The sequence below is a fragment of the Burkholderia sp. DN3021 genome (genome assembly GCF_049805555.1).
Classification (GTDB): domain Bacteria; phylum Pseudomonadota; class Gammaproteobacteria; order Burkholderiales; family Burkholderiaceae; genus Burkholderia; species Burkholderia pyrrocinia_C.
The window spans coordinates 1-22,559 of the sequence record NZ_JBNCAB010000066.1; the positions used below are offsets into that span (position 1 = coordinate 1).

The 22,559-nt window shown below is 67.3% G+C and carries 22 protein-coding genes and 1 pseudogene; 13 read left to right on the forward strand and 10 right to left on the reverse strand.

Translation table 11 applies throughout. From position 1 onward, the window contains the following. Both ACPUER_RS26470 and ACPUER_RS26475 read left to right on the forward strand, forming a co-directional pair. Window positions 1-662, forward strand: a pseudogene (locus tag ACPUER_RS26470) (hypothetical protein); the annotation flags it as partial. 35 nt (window positions 663-697) lie between these two features. Beyond that, window positions 698-1,414 (forward strand): SDR family oxidoreductase, encoded by a 717-nt coding sequence (locus tag ACPUER_RS26475; RefSeq protein ID WP_425132533.1) that lies wholly within the window; start codon window positions 698-700, stop codon window positions 1,412-1,414. A 142-nt stretch (window positions 1,415-1,556) separates the two neighbouring features. On the opposite strand, the gene ACPUER_RS26480 is transcribed toward ACPUER_RS26475, so the two are convergent. Both ACPUER_RS26480 and ACPUER_RS26485 read right to left on the reverse strand, forming a co-directional pair. Continuing rightward, window positions 1,557-2,198: a CoA transferase subunit B gene (locus ACPUER_RS26480; protein ID WP_425132534.1), complete on the reverse strand. Its 642-nt coding sequence runs from the start codon at window positions 2,196-2,198 to the stop codon at window positions 1,557-1,559. Window position 2,199: 1 nt separating this feature from the next. After that, the gene (locus tag ACPUER_RS26485; protein ID WP_069621345.1) at window positions 2,200-2,904 is read right to left on the reverse strand and encodes a CoA transferase subunit A; all 705 of its coding nucleotides are present in this window, start codon (window positions 2,902-2,904) and stop codon (window positions 2,200-2,202) included. A gap of 223 nt (window positions 2,905-3,127) precedes the next feature. Here ACPUER_RS26485 and ACPUER_RS26490 point away from each other — a divergent pair, with 223 nt between their 5' ends. Beyond that, entirely contained in the window at window positions 3,128-3,673 is a 546-nt protein-coding gene (locus tag ACPUER_RS26490) for a LuxR C-terminal-related transcriptional regulator (RefSeq protein ID WP_072444303.1), read from the forward strand. A 105-nt stretch (window positions 3,674-3,778) separates the two neighbouring features. Here the strand turns inward: ACPUER_RS26490 and ACPUER_RS26495 are convergent, their stop codons facing one another. Beyond that, on the reverse strand, window positions 3,779-4,219 hold the full coding sequence (locus ACPUER_RS26495; RefSeq protein WP_034184001.1) for an acyl-CoA thioesterase: 441 nt from the start codon (window positions 4,217-4,219) through the stop codon (window positions 3,779-3,781). A gap of 32 nt (window positions 4,220-4,251) precedes the next feature. Beyond that, entirely contained in the window at window positions 4,252-5,034 is a 783-nt protein-coding gene (locus ACPUER_RS26500) for an SDR family oxidoreductase (RefSeq protein WP_175961580.1), read from the reverse strand. Window positions 5,035-5,213: 179 nt separating this feature from the next. Here ACPUER_RS26500 and ACPUER_RS26505 point away from each other — a divergent pair, with 179 nt between their 5' ends. Beyond that, complete coding sequence (locus ACPUER_RS26505; protein ID WP_425132535.1) at window positions 5,214-6,887, forward strand: electron transfer flavoprotein-ubiquinone oxidoreductase; 1,674 nt, start codon at window positions 5,214-5,216, stop codon at window positions 6,885-6,887. A 149-nt stretch (window positions 6,888-7,036) separates the two neighbouring features. On the opposite strand, the gene aroC is transcribed toward ACPUER_RS26505, so the two are convergent. The 3 genes from aroC to ACPUER_RS26520 form a co-directional block, all read right to left on the reverse strand. Further along, complete coding sequence (gene aroC, locus ACPUER_RS26510; protein ID WP_175961598.1) at window positions 7,037-8,137, reverse strand: chorismate synthase; 1,101 nt, start codon at window positions 8,135-8,137, stop codon at window positions 7,037-7,039. A 253-nt stretch (window positions 8,138-8,390) separates the two neighbouring features. After that, window positions 8,391-10,325, reverse strand: coding sequence for an MFS transporter (locus tag ACPUER_RS26515; RefSeq protein ID WP_175961599.1), 1,935 nt, complete (start codon window positions 10,323-10,325; stop codon window positions 8,391-8,393). Between the two features lie 142 nt (window positions 10,326-10,467). Continuing rightward, complete coding sequence (locus ACPUER_RS26520) at window positions 10,468-10,923, reverse strand: CBS domain-containing protein (protein ID WP_006488504.1); 456 nt, start codon at window positions 10,921-10,923, stop codon at window positions 10,468-10,470. A 156-nt stretch (window positions 10,924-11,079) separates the two neighbouring features. On the opposite strand from ACPUER_RS26520, the gene ACPUER_RS26525 reads away from it, so the two are divergent. Beyond that, entirely contained in the window at window positions 11,080-11,397 is a 318-nt protein-coding gene (locus ACPUER_RS26525; protein ID WP_111017253.1) for an Mpo1-like protein, read from the forward strand. A 15-nt stretch (window positions 11,398-11,412) separates the two neighbouring features. Here the strand turns inward: ACPUER_RS26525 and ACPUER_RS26530 are convergent, their stop codons facing one another. Beyond that, window positions 11,413-12,741: a YihY family inner membrane protein gene (locus tag ACPUER_RS26530; RefSeq protein ID WP_204426233.1), complete on the reverse strand. Its 1,329-nt coding sequence runs from the start codon at window positions 12,739-12,741 to the stop codon at window positions 11,413-11,415. A 145-nt stretch (window positions 12,742-12,886) separates the two neighbouring features. Between ACPUER_RS26530 and wrbA the strand changes: the two genes are divergently transcribed. The 4 genes from wrbA to ACPUER_RS26550 are packed head-to-tail and all read left to right on the forward strand — an operon-like array spanning window position 12,887 to window position 16,192. Beyond that, the gene (gene wrbA, locus ACPUER_RS26535) at window positions 12,887-13,507 is read left to right on the forward strand and encodes an NAD(P)H:quinone oxidoreductase (RefSeq protein ID WP_310134571.1); all 621 of its coding nucleotides are present in this window, start codon (window positions 12,887-12,889) and stop codon (window positions 13,505-13,507) included. Beyond that, window positions 13,504-13,896, forward strand: coding sequence for a DUF2069 domain-containing protein (locus tag ACPUER_RS26540; protein WP_034183397.1), 393 nt, complete (start codon window positions 13,504-13,506; stop codon window positions 13,894-13,896). Before wrbA ends, ACPUER_RS26540 begins: the two co-directional genes overlap by 4 nt. Before the next feature lie 18 nt (window positions 13,897-13,914). Then, window positions 13,915-15,336, forward strand: coding sequence for an FAD-binding oxidoreductase (locus tag ACPUER_RS26545; RefSeq protein WP_425132536.1), 1,422 nt, complete (start codon window positions 13,915-13,917; stop codon window positions 15,334-15,336). A 25-nt stretch (window positions 15,337-15,361) separates the two neighbouring features. Beyond that, complete coding sequence (locus ACPUER_RS26550) at window positions 15,362-16,192, forward strand: metallophosphoesterase (protein ID WP_425132537.1); 831 nt, start codon at window positions 15,362-15,364, stop codon at window positions 16,190-16,192. Window positions 16,193-16,271: 79 nt separating this feature from the next. Here the strand turns inward: ACPUER_RS26550 and ACPUER_RS26555 are convergent, their stop codons facing one another. Together ACPUER_RS26555 and ACPUER_RS26560 are read right to left on the reverse strand one after the other, a co-directional pair. Continuing rightward, window positions 16,272-16,436 carry a hypothetical protein gene (locus ACPUER_RS26555; RefSeq protein ID WP_165948056.1) on the reverse strand — a complete coding sequence of 55 codons (165 nt, stop codon included), beginning with the start codon at window positions 16,434-16,436 and terminating at the stop codon, window positions 16,272-16,274. A gap of 117 nt (window positions 16,437-16,553) precedes the next feature. Further along, the gene (locus tag ACPUER_RS26560) at window positions 16,554-17,495 is read right to left on the reverse strand and encodes a LysR family transcriptional regulator (protein ID WP_072444324.1); all 942 of its coding nucleotides are present in this window, start codon (window positions 17,493-17,495) and stop codon (window positions 16,554-16,556) included. 157 nt (window positions 17,496-17,652) lie between these two features. On the opposite strand from ACPUER_RS26560, the gene ACPUER_RS26565 reads away from it, so the two are divergent. Genes ACPUER_RS26565 through ACPUER_RS26580 form a run of 4 tightly spaced genes read left to right on the forward strand, consistent with a single transcriptional unit; the run spans window position 17,653 to window position 22,541 of the window. Beyond that, window positions 17,653-19,230, forward strand: a complete 1,578-nt coding sequence (locus tag ACPUER_RS26565) for an efflux transporter outer membrane subunit (protein ID WP_425132538.1) — start codon at window positions 17,653-17,655, stop codon at window positions 19,228-19,230. 15 nt (window positions 19,231-19,245) lie between these two features. After that, complete coding sequence (locus tag ACPUER_RS26570; RefSeq protein ID WP_425132539.1) at window positions 19,246-21,453, forward strand: FUSC family protein; 2,208 nt, start codon at window positions 19,246-19,248, stop codon at window positions 21,451-21,453. After that, window positions 21,450-21,653: a DUF1656 domain-containing protein gene (locus tag ACPUER_RS26575; RefSeq protein WP_011351756.1), complete on the forward strand. Its 204-nt coding sequence runs from the start codon at window positions 21,450-21,452 to the stop codon at window positions 21,651-21,653. Before ACPUER_RS26570 ends, ACPUER_RS26575 begins: the two co-directional genes overlap by 4 nt. A 12-nt stretch (window positions 21,654-21,665) precedes the next feature. Then, entirely contained in the window at window positions 21,666-22,541 is an 876-nt protein-coding gene (locus ACPUER_RS26580; protein WP_014897260.1) for an efflux RND transporter periplasmic adaptor subunit, read from the forward strand. The last annotated feature ends 18 nt before the right edge of the window (window positions 22,542-22,559 follow it).

Sequence of the window (22,559 nt, forward strand, 5' to 3'; positions counted from 1 at the left end):
CCCCCCCCCCCCCCCCCCCCCCCCCCCCCCCCCCCCCCCCCCCCCCCCCCCCCCCCCCCCCCCCCCCCCCCCCCCCCCCCCCCGCCCCCCCGCCCCCCCCCCCCCCCCCCCACGGCCCGACCTGGCGCGCGCAATTCGCGATGAGCCGCGACGACGAGCGACGCTTCCTGACCGAAGCGCGCGACATGGTCGAGGCGGCGACCGGCACGAGGCCGATCGGCTACAACTGCAACTGGTTGCGGCGCGGGCCAAATACGCTGTCGTTGCTGCAGGAACTCGGCTACGTCTATCACATCGACGACGTCAGCCGCGACGAGCCGTTCATCGAGACCGTGAACGGGCACGATTTCGTGGTCGTCCCGTACACGCTGCGCAACAACGACATCCTGCTGATCGAAGGCCGCAATTACTCGCCGACGATGTTCCTGGAGCAGATCAAGCTCGATTTCGACCAGCTCTACGCGGAGGCCGGGCAGCGACGCAGGCTGATGTCGATCAGCGCACACGACCGGATCAGCGGCACGCCGCAGATGGTCCGTGCGTGGGATGAATTCCTGCGCTACGCGCGAGCGCATCCGGGTGTCGCGTTCATGCGCAAGGACGAGATCGCGCGTTACGCGCTCGGCAGCGCGGCGACACTGCGCGAAACCGAGACGATCTGACCGGATTGCTTTCTTCTCAACGGAAACCAACCATCATGAACGATTCATTCAATGGCAACGCGGTGCTCGTGGTCGGCGGGAGCTCCGGGATCGGCGCGGCCGCCGCGCAGGCATTCGCGCAACGCGGCGCACGCGTGACGATCGCTTCGCGCGACGCACGCAAGGGCGAGGCGATCGCAGCCGCAATCGGCCGCGGCACGCGCTTCGCACCGCTCGACATCACGCGAACCGACGAAGTCGACGCATTCTGCGCACGCGCCGGCCAGTTCGACCACGTCGTGATTTCCGCAGCCCAGACCGCAACGGGCCCGGTCCGTTCGCTCGCACTCGACGCCGCGCAGGCCGCGATGGACAGCAAGTTCTGGGGCGCGTATCGCATCGCGCGTGCAATCGACATCGTCCCGGGCGGCTCGCTGACGTTCGTGTCGGGGTTTCTCGGCGTGCGGCCGAGTGCATCGTCGGTGCTGCAGGGTGCCATCAATGCGGCACTCGATGCACTGGCTCGCGGCCTGGCGCTCGAACTGGCCCCCGTACGCGTCAACACGGTGTCGCCCGGCCTGATCGCCACGCCGCTGTGGGACAAGCTCGCGACCGACGCGCGCGACGCCATGTTCGCCGGCGCCGCGCAGCGGTTGCCGGCGCGCCGCGTGGGCCGGCCCGAGGATGTCGCGAACGCGATCGTCTATCTGGCGGCGACGCCGTACTCGACCGGTTCGACCGTGCTCATCGACGGCGGCGGCGCAATCGCGTAGTACGTCGAGAAAGGTCCGCGACACGGGCGCGATCGCGATGGAAACGCGCATTCCCGCGCGCCAAAAGACGGCGCCCCGCATGCATCGAAGCATGCGGGGCGGCGTAGCCGCGCAACAGCGCGCGGCGCCAAGCTCCGTCGGCTTACGCGACCGCGCTCACGTCGAGCGGTGCGCCCGTCTTCGCCTGGATCTCGTCGACGCTCACGCCGTCGGCAAGCTCGAGAACCTTCAGGCCGGCCGGCGTCACTTCGATCACGCCGAGATCGGTGATGATCAGGTCGACCACGCCGACACCCGTCAAAGGCAGGTTGCACTCGTCGAGGATCTTGTGCTGGTCGCCCTTCGCGACGTGTTCCATCAGCACGACGACGCGCTTCACGCCCGCGACGAGGTCCATCGCGCCGCCCATCCCCTTGATCATCTTGCCCGGGATCATCCAGTTCGCGAGGTCGCCCTGCTTGCTGACCTGCATCGCACCGAGGATCGCGAGGTTGACGTGGCCGCCGCGGATCATTGCGAACGAGTCGGCCGACGAGAAGATCGACGAACCCGGCAGCGTCGTGACGGTCTGCTTGCCGGCGTTGATGAGATCGGCGTCGACTTCATCCTCGGTCGGCGACGGGCCGATGCCGAGCAGCCCGTTCTCCGACTGCAGCCACACCTCGACGCCTTCCGGCACGTGGTTCGCGACGAGCGTCGGCAGGCCGATGCCGAGGTTCACGTAGAAGCCGTCCCGCAGTTCCTGCGCCGCGCGCGCGGCCATCTGGTCACGATTCCAGGCCATGTCAGTCTCCTTTCGCGCGTACGACGCGTTGTTCGATGCGTTTTTCCGGCGTCGCGTTCAGCACGATGCGCTGCACGAAAATCCCCGGCGTATGGACCTGGTCCGGATCGAGTGCGCCGTTCTCGACGATCTCCTCGACCTCCACCACGGTGATCTTGCCGGCCATCGCGCACATCGGGTTGAAGTTGCGCGCTGTGCGGCGATAGATCAGGTTGCCGGACTTGTCGGCCTTCCAGGCCTTCACGAGCGCGACGTCAGCCGTCAGCGACGGCTCGAGCACGTAGTGGCGATCGCCGAACTGGCGCGTCTCCTTGCCTTCCGCGATCACGGTGCCGTAGCCGGTATTGGTGAAGAACGCGGGGATGCCCGCGCCGCCCGCGCGCAGCTTCTCGGCCAGCGTGCCTTGCGGCGTGAATTCGAGCTCGAGTTCGCCGGCCAGATACTGGCGCTCGAACTCCTTGTTCTCGCCGACGTACGACGAGATCATCTTCTTGATCTGGCGCGTTTCCAGCAGCAGGCCGAGACCGAAGCCGTCGACGCCCGCATTGTTGCTGATGCAGGTGATGCCCTTGACGCCCGAATCGCGCAACGCCGCGATCAGCGCCTCCGGAATCCCGCACAGGCCGAAGCCGCCCACCGCGAAGGTCTGTCCGTCGCGGACGATCCCTTCCAGCGCGGCAGCCGCGCTTGGATAGACTTTGTTCATCTGTTGTCCCTTCCTCTATGGAAACCAGCGAAACCGGTTCACGCGCCCATGTGGACCGCAAGCCCGCCGCATCATTCTATGCATGCGCGGCGATGTGTGCGTCGAGGCGCGCTGTTTTTATATCGCGACGAACTGCCGCGAGATGCCTGAAAGGGTACGATGCGGCGCGGATGCGGCACAATACGCAAAAATACATAAGCGTTTGCCTCCGCTTGCCTGCGCCATGCCCGCTCTCGATTACCAGACTGCCTTCCACCTCGCGCCGCTCGGCCTCGTGATGTCGCGCGACCGCGTAATCGAGGACTGCAACGACGCGCTCGCGTCGATCTTCCGCTGCGCGCGGGCCGACCTGATCGGGAAATCGTACGAGGTACTCTACCCGTCGACGGACGAATTCCAGCGAATCGGCGAGCGCATCTCGCGCGTGATGGCCGCGAACGGCATCTACTCGGACGACAGAATCATGAAACGGGCCGACGGCGAGCTGTTCTGGTGCCACGTGACGGGCCGCGCGCTCGACCGCACCGCGCCGCTCGCGGCCGGCGTCTGGACCTTCGAGGACTTGAGCGCGACGCGCCGCGTCGCGGTCGAACTGACTCCGCGCGAACGCGAGATCGCCGCGCAACTCGCGACCGGCAAGACCAGCAAGCAGATCGGGCGCGTGCTCGACATCAGTTCGCGCACGGTCGACATCTACCGCGCACGGCTGATGCGCAAGTACGGGACGAACAACACGCCGGAGCTGCTGCAGCGCCTGCTCGGGCAGTGAATGGCGGCGCCCGGATGACAATCGGCCGCGCATGGCGGCCGATTCGGGTAACAACAGGCATGGCGAATCACCGGCGCGCCGGCGCCGGCCTCGCCGTATCGGCGCTCAGACGATTTTCGTCGCGAGCGCGCGCTCGATCGTGTCGCGCAGCAGTTGCGGCAGCGGCACCGACTTGCCGAGCGCGTAGTCGACCCACACGCAACGCGCGTTGCCGCGCGCATAGACGTGCTGCGGATCGTCCGCACGCGTGAGCTCGAAACCGGTGTCGAAGCTGCTTCGGCCGGGTTTTGCGGCCGACATCTTCGCGATCACGTCGCCCGGATAGTGCAGTTGCTTGAGGAATTCCATCGACGCCGTGACGATGACGGGCCCCTGCCCCTCGCCGTTGCCGCCGGCGATGCCGAGTTCCTCGAACCACGAGATCCGCGCCTGCTCCATGTAGCGGAAATAGACCGTGTTGTTCACGTGGCCGAACGCGTCCATGTCGCCCCAGCGGATCGGCATCGACATCTCAAAAACGGGTGAGTAATCGCTTGTTGCGCTCATTGCAGTTTTCTTTGTTGCTGAATGTCATCCGCTCAGGCGAGGCCGAAGCCGTCGTCGGCGGAGATGATCGAGCCATTGATGAACTGCGACTCGTCGGCCGCGAGCAGCAACAACAGCCCGTCGAGATCCTGCGGCTTGCCGACGCGCCGGCGCGGCAGCATCGACTGCACCTTCTGGCCCTGCTCGGTTTCCCACAGGTAATGATTGATTTCGGTATCGATATAACCCGGACAGATCGCGTTGACGTTGATCCCGTGGCGCCCCCATTCGAGTGCCATCGCGCGCGTCATCTGCACGACCGCTGCCTTGCTCATCGCGTACAGCCCGATCTGCGGAAACACGCGCAGGCCGGCCACCGACGCGATGTTGATGATCCGGCACGGCGGCTTGCCGTTACCGTTGCCGTTCGCGCGCATGATCATCCGCTTCGCGACTTCCTGCGCGACGAAAAACGCGCCGCGCGTGTTGGTATCGAACACGAACTCGAAATCGGCCGGCGTCACGTCGACGAGCTTCTGCATCGTCGACACGCCGGAATTGTTCACGAGGATGTCGATCGTGCCGGCTTCCGTCTCCGCGTGCGCGACCGCCGCCTTGATGCTCTGGACGTCGGTGACGTCGAGCGACACGACGTGCGCGGCACCGCCTGCCGCCTCGATCTCCGCGCGCAGTTCCTTCAGGCGCTCGACGCGGCGGCTCGCGAGCACGACCTTCGCGCCGGCCTGCGACAGCACCTGCGCAAAACGCTGCCCGAGGCCGCTCGACGCGCCCGTGACCAGCGCAACCTTGCCTTCCAGATTGATCGATCGACCCATTTGCACATCCCCTTTCGATGTCATTTCGCCAGCCCGGGCAACACGGCCCGGGCGGCATAACCCTAGCACAAAAAATAGAACGATCGTGCTAATCTAGACGCATGCTGTTGCGGCAAGCGTTTCGTTTCGCAGACAATACGCTCCCGAATAAAAGCATTCTAACGGTTAGAGGAACGCCAATGACCCCCGCAAGCCTCATCGAGCAATACGGCCCGCGCGAATCGATGGAATACGACGTCGTGATCGTCGGCGGCGGCCCCGCCGGGCTGTCGGCGGCGATCCGGCTCAAGCAGCTGGCCGCCGAGAAAGGCACCGAGATCGGCGTGTGCGTGCTCGAGAAGGGTTCCGAGATCGGCGCGCACATTCTGTCGGGCGCGGTGATGGACCCGCGCGCGATCACCGAACTGTTCCCCGACTGGAAGGAACAGGGCGCGCCGCTCACCGTCGAGGTGACGGAAGACCGCTTCCTGTTCCTGTCCGAGAAGAGCGCGGTGACGACGCCGAACTGGGCGCTGCCCGAGAACTTCAAGAACCACGGCAACTACGTGATCTCGCTGGGCAACGTCACGCGCTGGCTGGGCCAGCAGGCGGAAGCCTTGGGTGTCGAGATCTTCCCGGGCTTCCCGGCCGCCGAGATTCTCTATAACGACGACGGCTCGGTGAAGGGCGTCGCGACCGGCAACATGGGCGTGGGCAAGGACGGCGAGCCGACCGAGAACTTCCAGCTCGGCATGGAGCTGCACGCGAAGTACACGCTGTTCGCCGAAGGCTGCCGCGGCCACCTCGGCCGCCAGCTGATCTCGAAGTTCAAGCTCGACGCGAACGCCGATCCGCAGGCGTACGGGATCGGCATCAAGGAGCTGTGGGAAATCGATCCCGCGAAGCACAAGCCGGGCCTCGTGATCCACACGGCCGGCTGGCCGCTGAAGTCCGATACGTACGGCGGCTCGTTCCTGTATCACATGGACAACAACCAGGTCGTGGTCGGCTTCGTGGTGGGCTTGGGCTACACGAACCCGTACCTGTCGCCGTTCGAGGAATTCCAGCGCTACAAGACGCATCCGTCGATCCGCGCGTTCCTGGAAGGCGGCAAGCGCGTGTCGTACGGCGCGCGCGCGATCACCGCGGGCGGGCTGCTGTCGCTGCCGAAGACGGTGTTCCCGGGCGGCGCGCTGATCGGCGACGACGCGGGCTTCCTGAACGCATCGCGGATCAAGGGCAGCCATACGGCGATCAAGACCGGCATGCTGGCGGCCGATGCCGCGTTCGACGCGGTGCAGGCCGGCCGTCAGTCGGACGAACTCAACGCGTACCCGGACGCCTTCAAGCAGTCGTGGCTGTACACGGAGCTGTACCGCGCGCGCAACTTCAAGCAGTGGATGGCCAAGGGGCTGTATCTCGGCACGCTGATGGTCGGGCTCGAGCAGAAGGTGATGGGCGGCAACGTACCGTGGACGCTGCATCACCAGCACGCGGACCACGAGATGCTGAAGCCGGCGTCGCAGTGCGAGCCGATCGAGTATCCGAAGCCGGACGGCAAGCTGACGTTCGACCGGCTGTCGTCGGTATTCATCTCGAACACGAACCACGAGGAGAATCAGCCGGCGCACCTGACGCTGAAGGATGCGAGCGTGCCGGTGAACGTGAACCTGCGCACGTACGCGGGGCCGGAGGCGCGCTTTTGCCCGGCGGCGGTGTACGAGTTCGTGAAGAACGACGACGGCAGCGATCGGCTGGTGATCAACGCGCAGAACTGCGTGCACTGCAAGACCTGCGACATCAAGGACCCGACGCAGAACATCGTGTGGGTCACGCCCGAAGGCGGCGGCGGGCCGAATTATCCGAACATGTAACCTGCCGGAACGCGCCGCCACGAGCGGCGCGTTTTTTAGGGCCGCTGCACACTGCTGCAAACGAAACGGGGCGCTGCATCACGCAGCGCCCCGTTTGCATTCGTCGCTCGACGGTCGAGACGGGGCGCGCCGCGCGCCGCCCTATTGCGTCAGGTCGCGCTACCGGCGATCTTCGGCGTCTGCGTCTCGACATCGCCGCACTGCGCACGATGGCGCAATGCATGGTCGATCAGCACCAGTGCGAGCATCGACTCGGCGATCGGCGTCGCGCGGATGCCGACGCACGGATCGTGGCGACCGAAGGTTTCCACCGTAGCCGCCTCGCCGGCCTTCGTGATCGAGCGGCGCGGCGTGCGAATGCTCGACGTCGGCTTGATCGCGATCGACACGGTGATGTCCTGTCCCGTCGAGATCCCGCCGAGCACGCCGCCCGCATGGTTGCCGACGAAGCCGCCCGGCGTCAACTCGTCGCCGTGCACGGAGCCGCGTTGCGCGACGCTGTCGAAGCCCGCGCCGATCTCGACGCCCTTCACCGCGTTGATGCTCATCATCGCCTTCGCGATGTCCGCATCGAGACGGTCGAACACGGGCTCGCCCCAGCCGACCGGCACGCCCGACGCGACGACGTCGATGCGCGCGCCGATCGAATCGCCATCCTTGCGCAGCGCATCCATGTAGGCCTCGAGCTCGGGAACGACCGCCGCGTTCGGCGAGAAGAACGGATTCTCGCGCACGTGCGACCAGTCGACGAACGGCACGTCGATCTCGCCGAGGCCGCTCATGTAGCCGCGCACCTCGACGCCGAAGCGCTCGCGCAGCCACTTCTTCGCGACCGCGCCCGCGCCGACGATCGGCGCGGTCAGGCGTGCGGACGAGCGGCCGCCGCCGCGGTAGTCGCGGATGCCGTACTTCTGCCAGTACGTGTAATCGGCATGGCCGGGACGGAACGTCTCGACGATGTTGCCGTAGTCCTTGCTGCGCTGGTCGGTGTTACGGATCAGCAGTGCGATCGGCGTGCCGGTCGTCACGCCTTCGAACACGCCCGACAGGATCTCGACCTCGTCGGCCTCCTGCCGTTGCGTCACGTGCCGCGACGTGCCGGGCTTGCGGCGATCGAGCTCGACCTGGATGTCGGCTTCGGTCAGCCCCATCCCCGGCGGGCAGCCGTCGATCACGCAGCCGATCGCGGGACCGTGCGATTCGCCGAAGGTCGTGACAGTGAAAAGCGTGCCGAGGGTATTGCCGGACATGATGGAACCGCCCAAAGAGAAATGGACAAACCGATGCGCTGCCCGGGCCGCTGGCAGGTCGATCGTTTGCCGGTCGAGAAAAAGAGGTGAACCGCTATTATGCCAGCCGTCCCGGGAGCGCGTACCGCATGAGACGCAGGCCGGGCGCACGGTACGTGCACGCGCAGCCCGGGCGGTGCAGCCGGAAGCTCGTTCCGGCCCGCTTGCAGACGAAATACTCGCCCCGCGCGATACCGGCGGGCACCCCGCCCGCCTACTTCCGTGCGCCGCGCAGCTCGGTCACCGCGGCCTGCAGCGATTCGGGCGTCGCGACCGACGCCGGAATCGGCTCGCCGACCGCCAGCGTCAGCCGGCTCATCACGCCGCGCTTGATGGGCCGCGGCATCCGCGCATCGGAATGCCGCGAAAAATAGCTGCCCCACAATCCCCGCAATGCCATCGGAATCACCGGCGCCGGCGTGCGGCTCAGGATCTCGGTGATGCCGTGGTGGAACGTGTTGATGTCGCCCGTCTTCGTCAGCTTGCCCTCGGGGAAGATACACACGAGTTCGCCGTCCTTCAGCGCGGCCTCGCACGTGTCGTACGCGCGCGCGAGCATCCCGGGATCCTCGTGGCGCGGCGCGATCGGGATCGCCTTCGCATGCCGGAACACCCAGCTCGCGAAGCGCGTCTTGAAGATCCGGTGATCCATCACGAAACGGATCGGGCGCGGGCTCGCGGCGGCCAGCACGAGCGCATCGACATAGCTGACATGGTTGCAGACGAGCACGGCCGCGCCCTCCGCCGGAATCCGCTCCGCGTGCACGAGGCGAATCCGGTAGAAGGTGTGCACGAGCACCCACGCGACGAAACGCAGCAGGAACTCGGGCACGAGCAGGTAGATATACGCCGCGACGATGACGTTCAACAGCGCGGTGACGAGGAACAGGCCCGGGATGCCGACGCCGGCCTTGGTCAGCCCCATCGCCATCACGGCCGACAGGATCATGAACAGCGCGTTCAGGATGTTGTTCGCGGCGATGATCCGCGCGCGGTGCGTCGGTGCGCTGCGGCTCTGGATCAGCGCGTACAGCGGCACGCTGTAGAAGCCGCCGAACATCGCGAGCAGGAACAGGTCGGCGAGGATGCGCCAGTGGCGCGCGCCGGCCAGGAATTCGCCGACCGACAGCAGGTGGCCGGGCGACGGCAGCGCGTGGCTCGCGAAGTACAGCTCGATCGCGAACACGCTGATGCCGATCGAGCCGAGCGGCACGAGGCCGATCTCGACGCGCCGCTGCGACAGGCGCTCGCACAGCAGCGAACCGAGGCCGATGCCGACCGAGAACGTCGCGAGCAGGATCGTGACGACGTCGGGGCTCGCGGACAGCACGTCCTTCGCGAAATTGAAGAACGACGTGAGGAACGTCGCGCCGACGAACCACAGCCACGAGATGCCGAGCAGGCTCAGGAACACGGTGCGGTTCTGCCGTGCGAGCCCGAGATTGCGCCAGGTCTCGCTGAACGGATTCCAGTTGATCACGAGATCAGGCTGCGGCGCCGGCGTGGACGGCACGCGCTGCGCGACGAGCCGCCCCGCGAGCGCGATGACGACGACGCTCACCGCGAGCACGCGCTCGCCGCTGCCTTCGATGCCCGCGGCCGCGCCGCCGATGATCGTGCCGATCAGGATCGCAATGAACGTGCCCATCTCGACGAGACCGTTGCCGCCGACCAGTTCGTGTTCGCCGAGATGCTGCGGCAGGTACGAATACTTGACGGGCCCGAACAGCGTCGAGTGCATCCCCATCATGAACGTGCACAGATACAGCAGGGTCGCGCTGTGCATGACGAAGCCAGCCGCGCCGACCAGCATCAGCACGATCTCGAAGGTCTTCACGAAGCGCGTGAGGGTCGCCTTGTCGTACTTGTCGGCGATCTGGCCGGACGTCGCCGAGAACAGCACGAACGGCAGGATGAAGATCGCGGAAATCAGGAATGCGGCGGTCTTCGCGTCGACGCCGGAGAATCGTGCGGTGTGGTAAGTGACGAGCGACGTGAAGCCGATCTTGAAGACGTTGTCGTTCAGCGCACCGAGGAACTGGGTCGTGAAGAACGGTGCGAAACGGCGCTCGCGCAGCAGGTCGAACTGCGATGCGTGGGTGCGCCGTTCGTCGCGCCGCCCCGAAGTGGCTTGCGTTTGATCGCTCATGCGGAATACGCGCGCGTCGTCTTGGCGAAGCTGCGCGGGCCTTGTTGTGTTGTCGTTGAAAAAACGGCGGCGCAGGACCAACCTGCGCCGCCGCGTGCCGGATGGCGACGCCCGCGCGTCAGGGCGCCGGGCGCGGCGTGGTTCACGGCTTGTGCGCTTCGGCTTCCGATTCCGGCCAGTCGCGGATGTACGCCTTCAGCATCCGGTTCTCGAAGCTCTGCGCCTCGACGACCGTCTTCGCGACGTCGTAGAACGAAATGACGCCCATCAGCACCTTCTTGTCGAGCACGGGCATGTAGCGCGCGTGGCGCTCGAGCATCATCCGGCGCACTTCGTTGACGTCCGTTTCCGGCGTGCACGTGAGCGGCTCGTCCATCACCTTGCGCACCTGCACGTCGCCGATCGCACCGCCGTTGACGTGCAGGCGCAGGATGATTTCGCGGAACGTCAGCATCCCGACGAGATCGCCGTACTCCATCACGACGAGCGAACCGATGTCGTGCTCGGCCATCGTATCGACCGCTTCGCGCAGCGGCTTATCGGGCGTCACCGTAAACAGCGTGTTGCCCTTCACTTTCAGAATATCGCTGACGCGCATCGTAGTCCCCTCATGCTTGAATGCAAAACCTCTTTCGATCCTATCGGAAAGCCTGTCAAAAGGAAAGCACGGGCCGGCGCGGCGGGCCGCCCCGCTTGCGGACACCGGCCGCCGGCCGCACAATGGCCGCATGAACAGCGGCCCGAGGAGACGGCCATGGCGCATACGCATTCGGAGCAATTCGCCAGCTTCGCTGATTTCTACCCGTATTACTTGAACGAACACCAGAACCTGACGTCGCGGCGGCTGCACTTCATCGGCTCGCTCGGCGTGATCGGCTGCGTCGCGATGGCGATCGCGACAGGCAACTGGCTGTGGCTGCCGGCGGCTGTCGTCTGCGGCTATGGGTTCGCGTGGGTCGGACACTTCTTCTTCGAGAAGAATCGCCCGGCCACGTTCCGGCACCCGATCTACAGCCTGATGGGCGACTGGGTGATGTTCAAGGACATTTGCATCGGCAAGATTTCACTGTAGCCGCCGGCCCCGCACTCACGCGGGCCGCGGCGGCCGCGCGTGCGGGTCGGGCACGCCGTCCGGCGCCTGCCCCGGGATACCCGCCGGCTGTGCGCCCGCGAGCCGGTGCGCGGCGATCAGCGACGCGAGCGACACGTCGAACCGCTCGTTCGACAGCACCTCAAGCAGCGCAGCGCCGTCGACATGGCTGCGCCGCCGCTGCAACTGGTAAGTCAGCTCAGTGCGGTCGATCACCAGCACGTCGAACAGCTGCGCCAGGGTCAACTGCTCCGGGTTCGCCAGCAGGACATAGCGCGGCGCGGCATCGCCGCCGTCCAGCCGCGCGACCCATTCGCGTTCCTCCATGGTCGTCAGCAGCCGTTGCGCGGTTTCCATGTCGCAACGCAGCATGGCCGCGAGCCGCAGCGCCGCGTACCCGGGCTTGCCGGCCGCGCGCGCCTCGGCAAGCCGCGCGAGCAGTTCGAGCGCATCGAGCAGGTCGCTGCCCGGATAGTGGATGCGATGGAACTGGCCGACGCGGATCGCCGGCAGCGCGGAGGTCACCATCGCACCGAGAAGCGCGACGAACCAGCTGAGATACACCCACAGCAGGAACACCGGCAGCGCCGCGAATGCGCCGTACACAGCCGTATAGGTCGGAATGCGCCGCACGTAGTAGCCGAAGCCGCGCTTCGCGAGCTCGAACGCGACGGCCGCGAACAGCCCGCCGATCACCGCGTCGCGCCACGCGACCGTGCAGTTCGGCAGGTACACGTACAGCAGCGTGAACGCGAGCACCGTCAGCGGCAGCGACGCAAGCGCGAGCAGCCACTCGACGATCGACGTGGACGGCGCAGCGCCGGTGAACGCCAGCGACTGCGTGAACAGGTACGAAGAGATCGACAGGCTCACGCCGAACAGCAGCGGACCGAGCGTGATCAGCGCCCAGTACGCGAGCACGCGCTGCGCGAACGGCCGCGGCTTGCGCACCCGCCAGATCAGGTTGAACGCCGATTCGATCGTCATCATCGTCATCACCGACGTGACGACGAGCACGATCAGGCCGGCCGTCGTCAGCCCCTTGGCCTTCGATGCGAACTGGTTCAGGTACTTGAAGATCTGGATGTTGAACTGCGCGGGCATCAGGTGATCCGCGAGGAACCCCTGCAGCGACAGCTGGAACGACGCGAACATCGGGAACGCGGTAAACAGCGCGAACGCGACCGTCACGAGCGGCACGAGCGCCAGCATCGTCGTGAACGTGAGGCTGCCCGCCACTTGCGGGATGCGATCCTCGGCGCTGCGCCGGGCCGCGAACTGCGCGAGGCGCTTGAGGGTGTCGAGATCGACGCTCAACTTCGGCAAACGGCTTCTCCTACTCGGGTGCCGCGCGCCCGAAGGCGCGCCGCCGCCGCGCTGCGCGACGGCTTCAGCCCCTATAATAGCCGCTCGATCCAGCAGGGGCCGACTGCACCGGGCACGCGCGCGGCCGCACGCGGCTCCGTAGCCCATGAAAGACATCCTCGTCCTCTATTACAGCCGTCACGGCGCCACGCGCGATCTCGCGCTCGCGATCGCCAACGGCATCGACAGCGTGCCGGGCATGCAGGCACGCATCCGCACCGTGCCGCCCGTGTCGACGGTCTGCGAAGCCAGCGCCCCCGACATTCCCGACGACGGTCCGCCTTATGCGGAACCGCGCGACCTCGAGGAATGCGCGGGCCTCGCGCTCGGCTCGCCGACCCGCTTCGGCAACATGGCCGCCGCGCTCAAGTATTTCCTCGACGGCACGACGCCGCAATGGCTGTCGGGCGCGCTGACCGGCAAGCCGGCGAGCGTGTTCACGTCGACCGGCAGCCTGCACGGCGGCCAGGAATCGACGCTGCTGTCGATGATGCTGCCGCTGCTGCATCACGGGATGATGATCGTCGGGATCCCGTACACCGAATCCGCGCTCAGCACGACCCGCACCGGCGGCACGCCGTACGGCGCGTCGCATGTCGCGCAGCACGGCCGCGCCGACCCCGAAGGGCTGTCGGCGGACGAAAAGGCGCTCGCGGCCGCGCTCGGCGTGCGGCTCGCACGCGCGGCGGCCGCCCTCTCCAACGCGCAGGCCGCCGAAGCCGCATGAACGCGCCCGCCCGCCCCGCCGTCGCTGCCCGGCCGCGCTGCGCGCTGGCCGCCGTCGCGTGCCTCGTCGCACTGATCGCGCTGTCGCTCGCGTGGGAGCTGTGGCTCGCGCCGCTGCGCCCGGGCGGCTCCGCGCTGATGCTGAAGGCCGTGCCGCTCGCGCTCGCACTGCCCGGCGTCTGGCGGCGTAACATCTATACGATGCAGTGGGCGAGCATGCTGATTCTCGTCTATTTCGCCGAAGGCATCGTGCGCGGCATGTCCGATCGCGGGTTGTCCGCGACGCTCGGCTGGTGCGAGACCGCGCTTGCCGTCGGCTTCTTCGTGGCGGCGCTGGCGTACGTCGCGCCGTTCAAGCGCGCGGCGAAAAAGTCGCGCGCCGCGTCCTGACCCTTACGCGACAAGGTGATGATGTCCTCCGAAGCTTTCGTTTCCGCGTGCCGCGACGCGATCGGCGCCGACCATGTGCTGACCGATCCGCACGATACCGAACCATTCCTGACCGACTGGCGCCGCCGCTACAAGGGCGCCGCGTGCGCGGTGCTGAAACCCGCGAACACGGCCGAAGTCGCCGCGCTCGTCAAGCTGGCCAACGCGCACGGCATCGCGCTCGTGCCGCAAGGCGGCAACACGGGCCTCGCCGGCGGCGCGACGCCCGACGCGAGCGGCAGCCAGGCCGTGCTGAGCGTCGCGCGCCTGAACCGCGTGCGCGCGCTCGATCCGCACAACAACACGATCACCGTCGAAGCCGGCGCGATCCTCGCCGACGTGCAGGCACGCGCCCGCGAAGGCGGCCGGCTGTTCGCGCTGAGCCTCGCGGCGGAAGGCAGCTGCACGATCGGCGGCAACCTGTCGACCAATGCCGGCGGCACCGCGGTGCTGCGCTACGGCAACGCACGCGAGCTGTGCCTCGGGCTCGAGGTCGTGACGCCGCAGGGCGAGATCTGGGACGGCCTGCGCGGGCTGCGCAAGGACAACACCGGCTACGACCTGCGCGACCTGTTCATCGGCGCGGAAGGCACGCTCGGGATCATTACCGCTGCCGTGATGAAGCTGCATCCGCTGCCGGCCGCGCAGGTCACGGCGCTCGCCGCGCTCGAATCGCCGCACGCGGCGCTCGACTTCCTCGCGCTCGCGCAGCGCGCGGCAGGGCCGCTGCTGACCGGCTTCGAGCTGATGTCGGATTTCTGCATGCGACTGGTCGGCAAGCACTACCCGCAACTGCGCTACCCGTTCACGCAGACGCATGCGCAGACGGTGCTGCTCGAACTGTCCGACAACGAAAGCGAAGCGCATGCGCGCGCGCTGTTCGAGAAACTGATGGAAGAAGCGTTCGAGGCCGGGCTCGTGGTCGACGCGGTGGTCGCGGAAAATCTCGCGCAGTCGCGCGCGTTCTGGGACCTGCGCGAGCATATCCCGCTCGCGCAGGCCGACGAGGGGCTCAACATCAAGCACGACATCGCGGTGCCGATCTCGTCGGTCGCGCGGTTCATCGACGAGACCGACGCGGCGATCCAGCAGGCCGCGCCGGGCGCGCGGATGGTCACGTTCGGCCACCTCGGCGACGGCAACCTCCACTACAACGTGCAGATGCCCGAAGGCGGCGATCCGAAGGCGTTCCTCGCCGCGTTCCAGGCGCCGATCAACCGGATCGTCTACGACAACGTGCACCGCCACCACGGCACGATCAGCGCGGAACACGGGATCGGCCAGTTGAAGATCGACGACGCGCAGCGCTACAAGTCGCCGGTCGAAACGACGTTGATGCGCACGCTGAAGACCGCGCTCGACCCGCGCGGCCTGATGAATCCCGGCAAGGTCCTGCGCTGAAGCCGCCCACTCCGGAGCGAAGCCCGTGAAAGTCCGCGTACTGTCCGACCTGCATCTCGAAAGCAACCAGCCCGACGTGATCGCGCATGCCGACGCGGATCTCGTCGTGCTCGCCGGCGACATCCACAATCACGCGGAAGGCCTGCGCTGGGCCGCCGAGACGTTCGACCCGGCCGTGCCGGTGATCTACGTGCCGGGCAACCACGAGTACTACGACGGGGAATTCGGCGCGCTGGAGGCGGCGATGCGCGACGGGGCGCAGGCGCTCGACAACGTGCATTACCTGAACAACGGCATCTATGTCGATCCCGAACAGCGCTTCCGCGTGCTCGGCACGACGCTGTGGGCCGATTTCTCGCTGTTCGGCAGCGACGAAGCCAGCATCGCCGCCGCAATCGACGCCGGGCTGCGCGTGATGCTCGATTTCAAGGGCTTGATCCAGGTGACCTGGCCGCACGACGCGGCGCTGCATGCGGCACCGGGCGCGGCGGAGCGGGATTTCTCGCCGGCCGATGCGATCGCGCTGCATCGGCAAGGCCGCGCGTGGCTGGAAGCGCAGCTCGCGGTGCCGTTCGCGGGGCGGACGATCGTCGTCACCCATCATGCGCCGCACCGGCGCTCGCTGGCGGAACGCTATGCGCAAGACCTTGCGTCGGCGGGGTTCATCACGGATATGGCGGAACTCGTGCGGCCGCCGGTGGATTTGTGGATCCACGGCCACACGCATACGTCATTCGACTATGTTGCGGACGGCGGCACGCGCGTGGTGTGCAATCCGCGCGGCTACATCCGTCGGCGCACCGGCGAACTGGAAAATACCGCGTTCGCGTGGGACAAGGTCGTCGAGCTCGGCTGAACGCCGGCCCGCCCGGCCGCGTTGCGCGGCCTTCTCCGACCGGGGCTGATATGGGCTGTACGGGCCTGATATGGCCCGATCAGCGGTCGCTGCGGCGCGATCCGTGCTGCGCCGCGCGCACGCGCACCGGCACCGGCTTCATCCGTGCCTTCGCCTTCATCGCGCGCAGCAGGTCGCGGGTCGCCGCGGCGGCAGCGGCTGCGCCAAGCAGGACTCCAAGGCCGATCATCAGGTGCGTATCCATTGCTACTCCGGGGTGACGTATCTCGATTACTTTAACAGTATCAAACTGTCTGACACGCGTTCGTAAAAAAATGTTGCGTGAAGGACAAATCTCGTCAGATTGCGGTCAACCGCGCGGTCATGTCGCACGCGTGTACTGCTCGAGTGCGGCTTCGTCGGCAGCGAGCGTGGACGGCAGCTCGTCGCGCAGGAAATCGACCCAGGTACGGATTTTCGCGTCGAGGTACTGACGCGACGGATACAGCGCGTAGATGTTCATCACGTGCGACCGGTACTCGGGCATCACGCGCACGATATGCCCGCTGCGCAGCCAGCCGATCGCCGAATAAAGCGGCAGCCCGCCGATCCCCATCCCCTCCCGCACGGCCACCGCGAGCGCCTCTGCGACGTTCACGCGAAACGGCGGCGCCGTGATCGGAACGACCTCTTCGCCGTTCGGCCCCGCCAGCGCCCATTCGTCGTAGTGAAAACCCGGCGCGACCATCCCGAGGCACACGTGCTGCGCGAGATCCGCCGGCCGCTGCGGCACGCCGTGCGCCTCGACGTAGCCGGGCGACGCGCACACGACGCTGTAGCTCTCGCCGAGCCGCTGCGACACGAGCCCCGAATCGGGCAGGTCGCGGCCGACGACGATTGCAACGTCGTACCCCTCGTCGAGCAGGTCGGGCATCCGCTGCGCGAGCGTCAGCTCGACGTGCACGTCCGGATAGCGCTCGCGATAGCGCGCGACGGCCGGCACCAGGTAGTGCTGGCCGAGGCTCGTGAAGCAATGGACCTTCAGCTTGCCGGACGGGCGCGCGTGCGCGTCGCCGGCCTCGGCTTCGGCCTGGTCGACGTACGCGAGGATCTGCTCGCAGCGCTGCAGGTAGCGCTCGCCGGCTTCGGTCAGCGCGATCCGGCGCGTCGTGCGGTTCAGGAGGCGCGTGCGCAGGTGCGCCTCGAGATCCGAGACCGCGCGCGACGCATAGGCGGTGGTCGAATTCATCTGCTGGGCGGCCGCGGTAAAGCTCCCCGCGTCGACCACGCGGACGAATACCCGCATGTTTTGTAACGTATCCATCCGATTACCCGTTTGAATCCGGACGGATTGTTGCACAGAGGCGAACAAGTATTGTCTCAGGATTCGTAAAAATGACTTGCACCGTTGTTCGTTTATTCAGGAATCACTGAAAAATATAATCGCATCCGACTCATCTATATCCGAAAGGGAGAAAATCGTGCAGTCTCCGGCGACAAAAGGGACGCTCGCACTGGCGGTTCTTGCAGTCTCATTAATAATGGCCGGATGCGCGAGCATGGGCGACAACAAGCCGCAGTCGGCCCGCATCGAAGCGAACGCGCTCGACGCCGGCGCCGCGATCCGAGCGGCCGACCGCGACGCGGGCTGGCCCGCGGCCGACTGGTGGCGTGCCTACCGCGATCCGCAGCTCGATTCCTGGATCGCCGCCGCCCAGGCCGGCAACCCGACGCTCGCGGCCGCCGAGGCACGCGTGCGCGAAGCGCAGGCGATGGCGCGCGTCGCCCGCTCGGCCGAACTGCCGCAGATCAACGGCAACCTGTCGCTGATGCGCCAGCACTGGCCCGACAACGTGTACTACGGCCCGGGTCCGCTCGCGAACACTGATACCTGGAACAACACGGGCACGCTCGGCCTGTCGTATCACCTCGACCTGTGGGGCAAGGACAAGAACGCGACCGAGCGCGCGCTCGACACCGCGCATGCGAGCGCCGCCGACGCGCGCGCGGCGAAGCTCGAACTCGAAGTCAACGTCGTGCGCGCGTATGTCGGCATGTCGATGAACTATGCGCTGCTCGACCTCGCACATGAAACGTTCGAACGCCAGCGCTCGCTCGCCGATCTCGCGCGCAAGCGGCTGCAGGCCGGCCTCGGCACGCAGCTCGAAGTGAGCCAGGCGGAATCGACGCTGCCCGACTACGAGCGCCAGATCGACAGCTATGAAGAAGGGATCCAGCTCGCGCGCCACCAGCTCGCCGCACTGGCCGGCAAGGGCCCGGGCGCCGGCGACGCGATCAAGCGGCCGCAGCTTGCGCTCGACGCGCCGGCCGGCCTGCCGTCGGCGCTGCCGGCCGACCTGCTCGGCCGCCGCCCCGATGTGGTCGCGGCGCGCTGGACGGTCGACGCGCAGGCGCGCGGCATCGATGTCGCGAAGGCCTCGTTCTACCCGAACATCGACCTGCTCGCGACGGTCGGCGGCTTCGGCGTGACCGCGCCGTTCACCGACTTCCTGCGCGCGATGAACGGCGGCTGGACGGCCGGCCCCGCGCTGTCGCTGCCGATCTTCGAAGGCGGCCGGCTGCGCGCGCAGCTCGGCGCGGCGAATGCCGGCTACGACCAGGCGGTCGAGCGCTACAACCAGACGATCGTCGGTGCGCTCAAGGACATCGCCGACCAGGTCGTGCGGATCCGCTCGCTCGATACGCAGAAGAAGGACGCCGCGCGCTCGGTGGCCGCCAACGACCGCAGCTACCAGTTGTCGCGCGAGGGCTTCCGCCGCGGGCTGACCGATTACGTGAACGTGCTGATCGCGCAACAGCAGCTGCTGCGCGCACAGGAGACGGCGGCCCGCATCGATGCGGAACGCCTTGCCGCGCACGCGCAGTTGATGGCCGCGCTCGGCGGCGGCGTCGAGACGGGCAAAGACGTTCCGGCGGACGACCAACCCGCCGACGGCGCCAACCCGTCGGGCGCGAAGCCCGCGGCGGCCGTTGCCCGGCCCGCGCAGGTCGCCGCTGCCGGCACGTCCGGCACGTCCGGCACGCCGGCCGCACGGTAACGCGGAGTGCCCGCCATGTCAGCCTCCTCCTCCCCCGCTTCCACGCACGCCGGCGGTCCGCTCGCGGCCTGGTCCGCCGCGTTCGGCGACTGGGCCCGCAGCGACGGCGCCGCGTGGCTCTACCTGTTCAAGGCGCTACTCGCCGCGTTCATCGCGACCGGCGTGTCGATGCGGCTCGACCTGCCCGCGCCGAAAACGGCGATGACCACGGTGTTCATCGTGATGCAGCCGCAAAGCGGCGCGGTGCTCGCGAAGAGCTTCTACCGTGTCGCCGGCACGATCTTCGGCCTCATCGCGACGCTCACGTTCGTCGGCTTGTTTCCGCAGCAGCCGCAGCTGTTCCTGCTGGCGGTCGCACTGTGGGTCGCGCTGTGCACGGCCGGCGCCGCACGCAACCGCAACTTCCGCAGCTACGGCTTCCTGCTGGCCGGCTATACGACCGCGCTGATCGGGCTGCCCGCTTCGCAGCACCCGGACGGCGCGTTCATGAGCGCGCTGACGCGCGTTGCCGAAATCATGGTCGGGATCATGTCGGCCGGCGTGGTCAGCGCGCTCGTGTTTCCGCAGTACACGGGCGAGCAGATGCGCACGACGGTGCGCAAGCGCTTCGGCAGCTTCGTCGACTATGTTGCTTCGGCGCTGTCGGGTAAGCTCGACCGCGCGCATATCGAAACCATCCATACGCGCTTCGTCGCCGACGTGGTCGGTTTCGAGGCCGCGCGCAGCATGGCCGTATTCGAGGATCCGGATACGCGGATGCGCAGCGGCCGCCTCGCGCGGCTGAACAGCGAGTTCATGAGCGCGTCGAGCCGTTTCCATGCGCTGCACCAGTTGATGAACCGGCTGCATGCGGCCGGCGCGCAGGCCGCGATCGACGCGATCGAGCCGTACTTCCGCGAGATCGCTCCGCTGCTGCTGACGCCCGCGGGCGAACCCGTGCGCACGTCGACCGACGCGGGGCACGCGGCCGAGCAACTGCTCGCATGGCGCGACGCGCTGCCGCGCCGCATCCGCTCGACCCGTGCGGCGCTCGAAACGCAGCCGGACTTTCCGCTGCTCGACTTCGATACGGCCGCCGAGCTGCTGTACCGCTTCATCACCGACCTGCACGAGTACGCGGCGACCTATGCGTCGCTGTCGACCGCGACGCACGAACGCGAGCGCTGGATCGAACGCTACGAGCCGCGCACCAACATGACGGCGATGGTGATCGCGGCGATTCGCACCGCGACCGTGATCCTCGTGCTCGGCTGGTTCTGGATCGAGAGCGCGTGGCCGAGCGGCGTGACGCTCACGCTGACGGCGGCGGCCACCTGCGCGCTCGCGTCGTCGACGCCGCGCCCGACCGCGATGTCCGCGCAGATGGGCATGGGGACGGCACTCGCCGTCTGCACGGGCTTCCTGCTGACGTTCGGCATCTATCCGCACATCGACGGCTTCCCGCTGCTGTGCGTCGCGCTCGCGCCGCTGCTCTCGATCGGCATCTTCATGACGCTGAAGCCGAAGCTCGCGGGCTACGGGATGGGCTACCTGATCTTCTTCAGCTTCCTCGCCGGCCCGGACAACATCACGCACTACGATCCGACCAGCTTCATGAACGACGCGCTCGCGCTCGTGCTGTCGATGCTGGTGTCGGCGATCGCGTTCGCGGTGCTGTTCCCGCCGACCGCGCCGTGGCTCAAGAAGCGGCTGTTCGCCGACCTGCGCCACCAGGCCGTCGCGGCCTGCCACGCACGGCTCGCCGGCTTGCGCACGCGCTTCGAGAGCGGCGCGCGCGACCTGATGTACCAGGCCCACACGCTGTCGGCCGACCAGCCCGACGTGCAGCGCGATGCGCTGCGCTGGATGTTCGCTGTGCTCGAAACCGGCAACGCGGCGATCGACCTGCGCCACGAGCTGGCAACGCTGCCGTCCGACCCGCGCTATGCGCCGGCGATGCCGTGGCGTCGCGCGATCGAGACGATGCGCGGCTCGCTGTCGACGCTGTTCGCGAAACCGAGCGCCGAGCGCTTCGATGCAACGCTCGCCGCGACCAATGCCGCAATCGACGCGACCCGGCAGACGCTCGACGCGTTCGAGCCGACGCGCGACGAGCGCCATCGGCTGCAACGCATCCTGAGCCATCTGCATTTCGTGCGCACCGCGCTGCTCGATCCGGAATCGCCGCTCGAGCCGCTCAACCGCAACCGCCCCGTGCGTCCCCAACCAGGAGCCTCGTCATGATGCCGCGTGAAATCGCCATTCTCGATGCCTACATGCCCACGGTGGTGCTGATGTTCGTCCTCGGCGCGCTCGCGACCTGGGCCGTCGACCGTCTGCTCGCCTATACAGGCCTCTACCGTCTGGTCTGGCACCCGTCGCTGTTCCGGGCCTGCCTTCTCGTCTGCATTTGCGGCGGACTGAGTCTTGCCGTTTACCGTTGATTCCGAACCATCATGATTCTCAGAAAACTCTTCGGCTTCGTCGCGACCGCCGTCATCCTTCTCGTCGCGATCCTGATCGGGCGCTCGCTGTGGGTGCACTACATGGACGATCCGTGGACGCGCGACGGGCGCGTACGCGCCGAGATCGTCAACGTCGCGCCGGACGTGTCGGGCGCGATCGTCGAGCTGCCCGTGCATGACAACCAGCTCGTGAAAAAAGGCGACCTGATCATGCAGATCGACCCGTCGCACTACCAGATCGCGGTCGAGCAGGCGCAGGCGGCCGTCGCCGCCCGCCGCGCGGAACTGCAGATGCGCCGCGACGACGCGGCCCGCCGCGCGGATCTCGATGCGCTCGTCGTGTCGAAGGAAAACCGCGAGAACGCAGCGCACAGCGCGTCGAGCGCCGATGCGCAGTACCAGCAGGCAATCGCCGCGCTCGACGCCGCGAAGCTCAATCTCGAACGCACGCGCGTCGTCGCGCCGGTCGACGGCTACATCACGAACCTGCAGACGTTCAAGGGCAACTACGCGGTGGCCGGCCAGGCGAAGCTCGCGATCGTCGACAGCCACTCGTTCTGGGTCTACGGCTACTTCGAGGAAACCAAGCTGCCGCGCGTGAAGATCGGCGCGCCGGCCGAGATGCGGCTGATGAGCGGCGGCGTGATGAAGGGCCACGTCGAAAGCATCTCGCGCGGCATCTACGATCGCGACAACCCGCAAAGCCGCGACCTCGTCGCGGACGTGAACCCGACCTTCAACTGGGTGCGCCTCGCGCAGCGCGTGCCGGTGCGCATCCGGATCGACGAAGTGCCGGCCGACGTGGTGCTGTCGGCGGGCACGACCTGCACGGTCATCATCGATCCGGACAAGCAGAAGAAATCGTAAGCGCGGAACGGCCGGGCG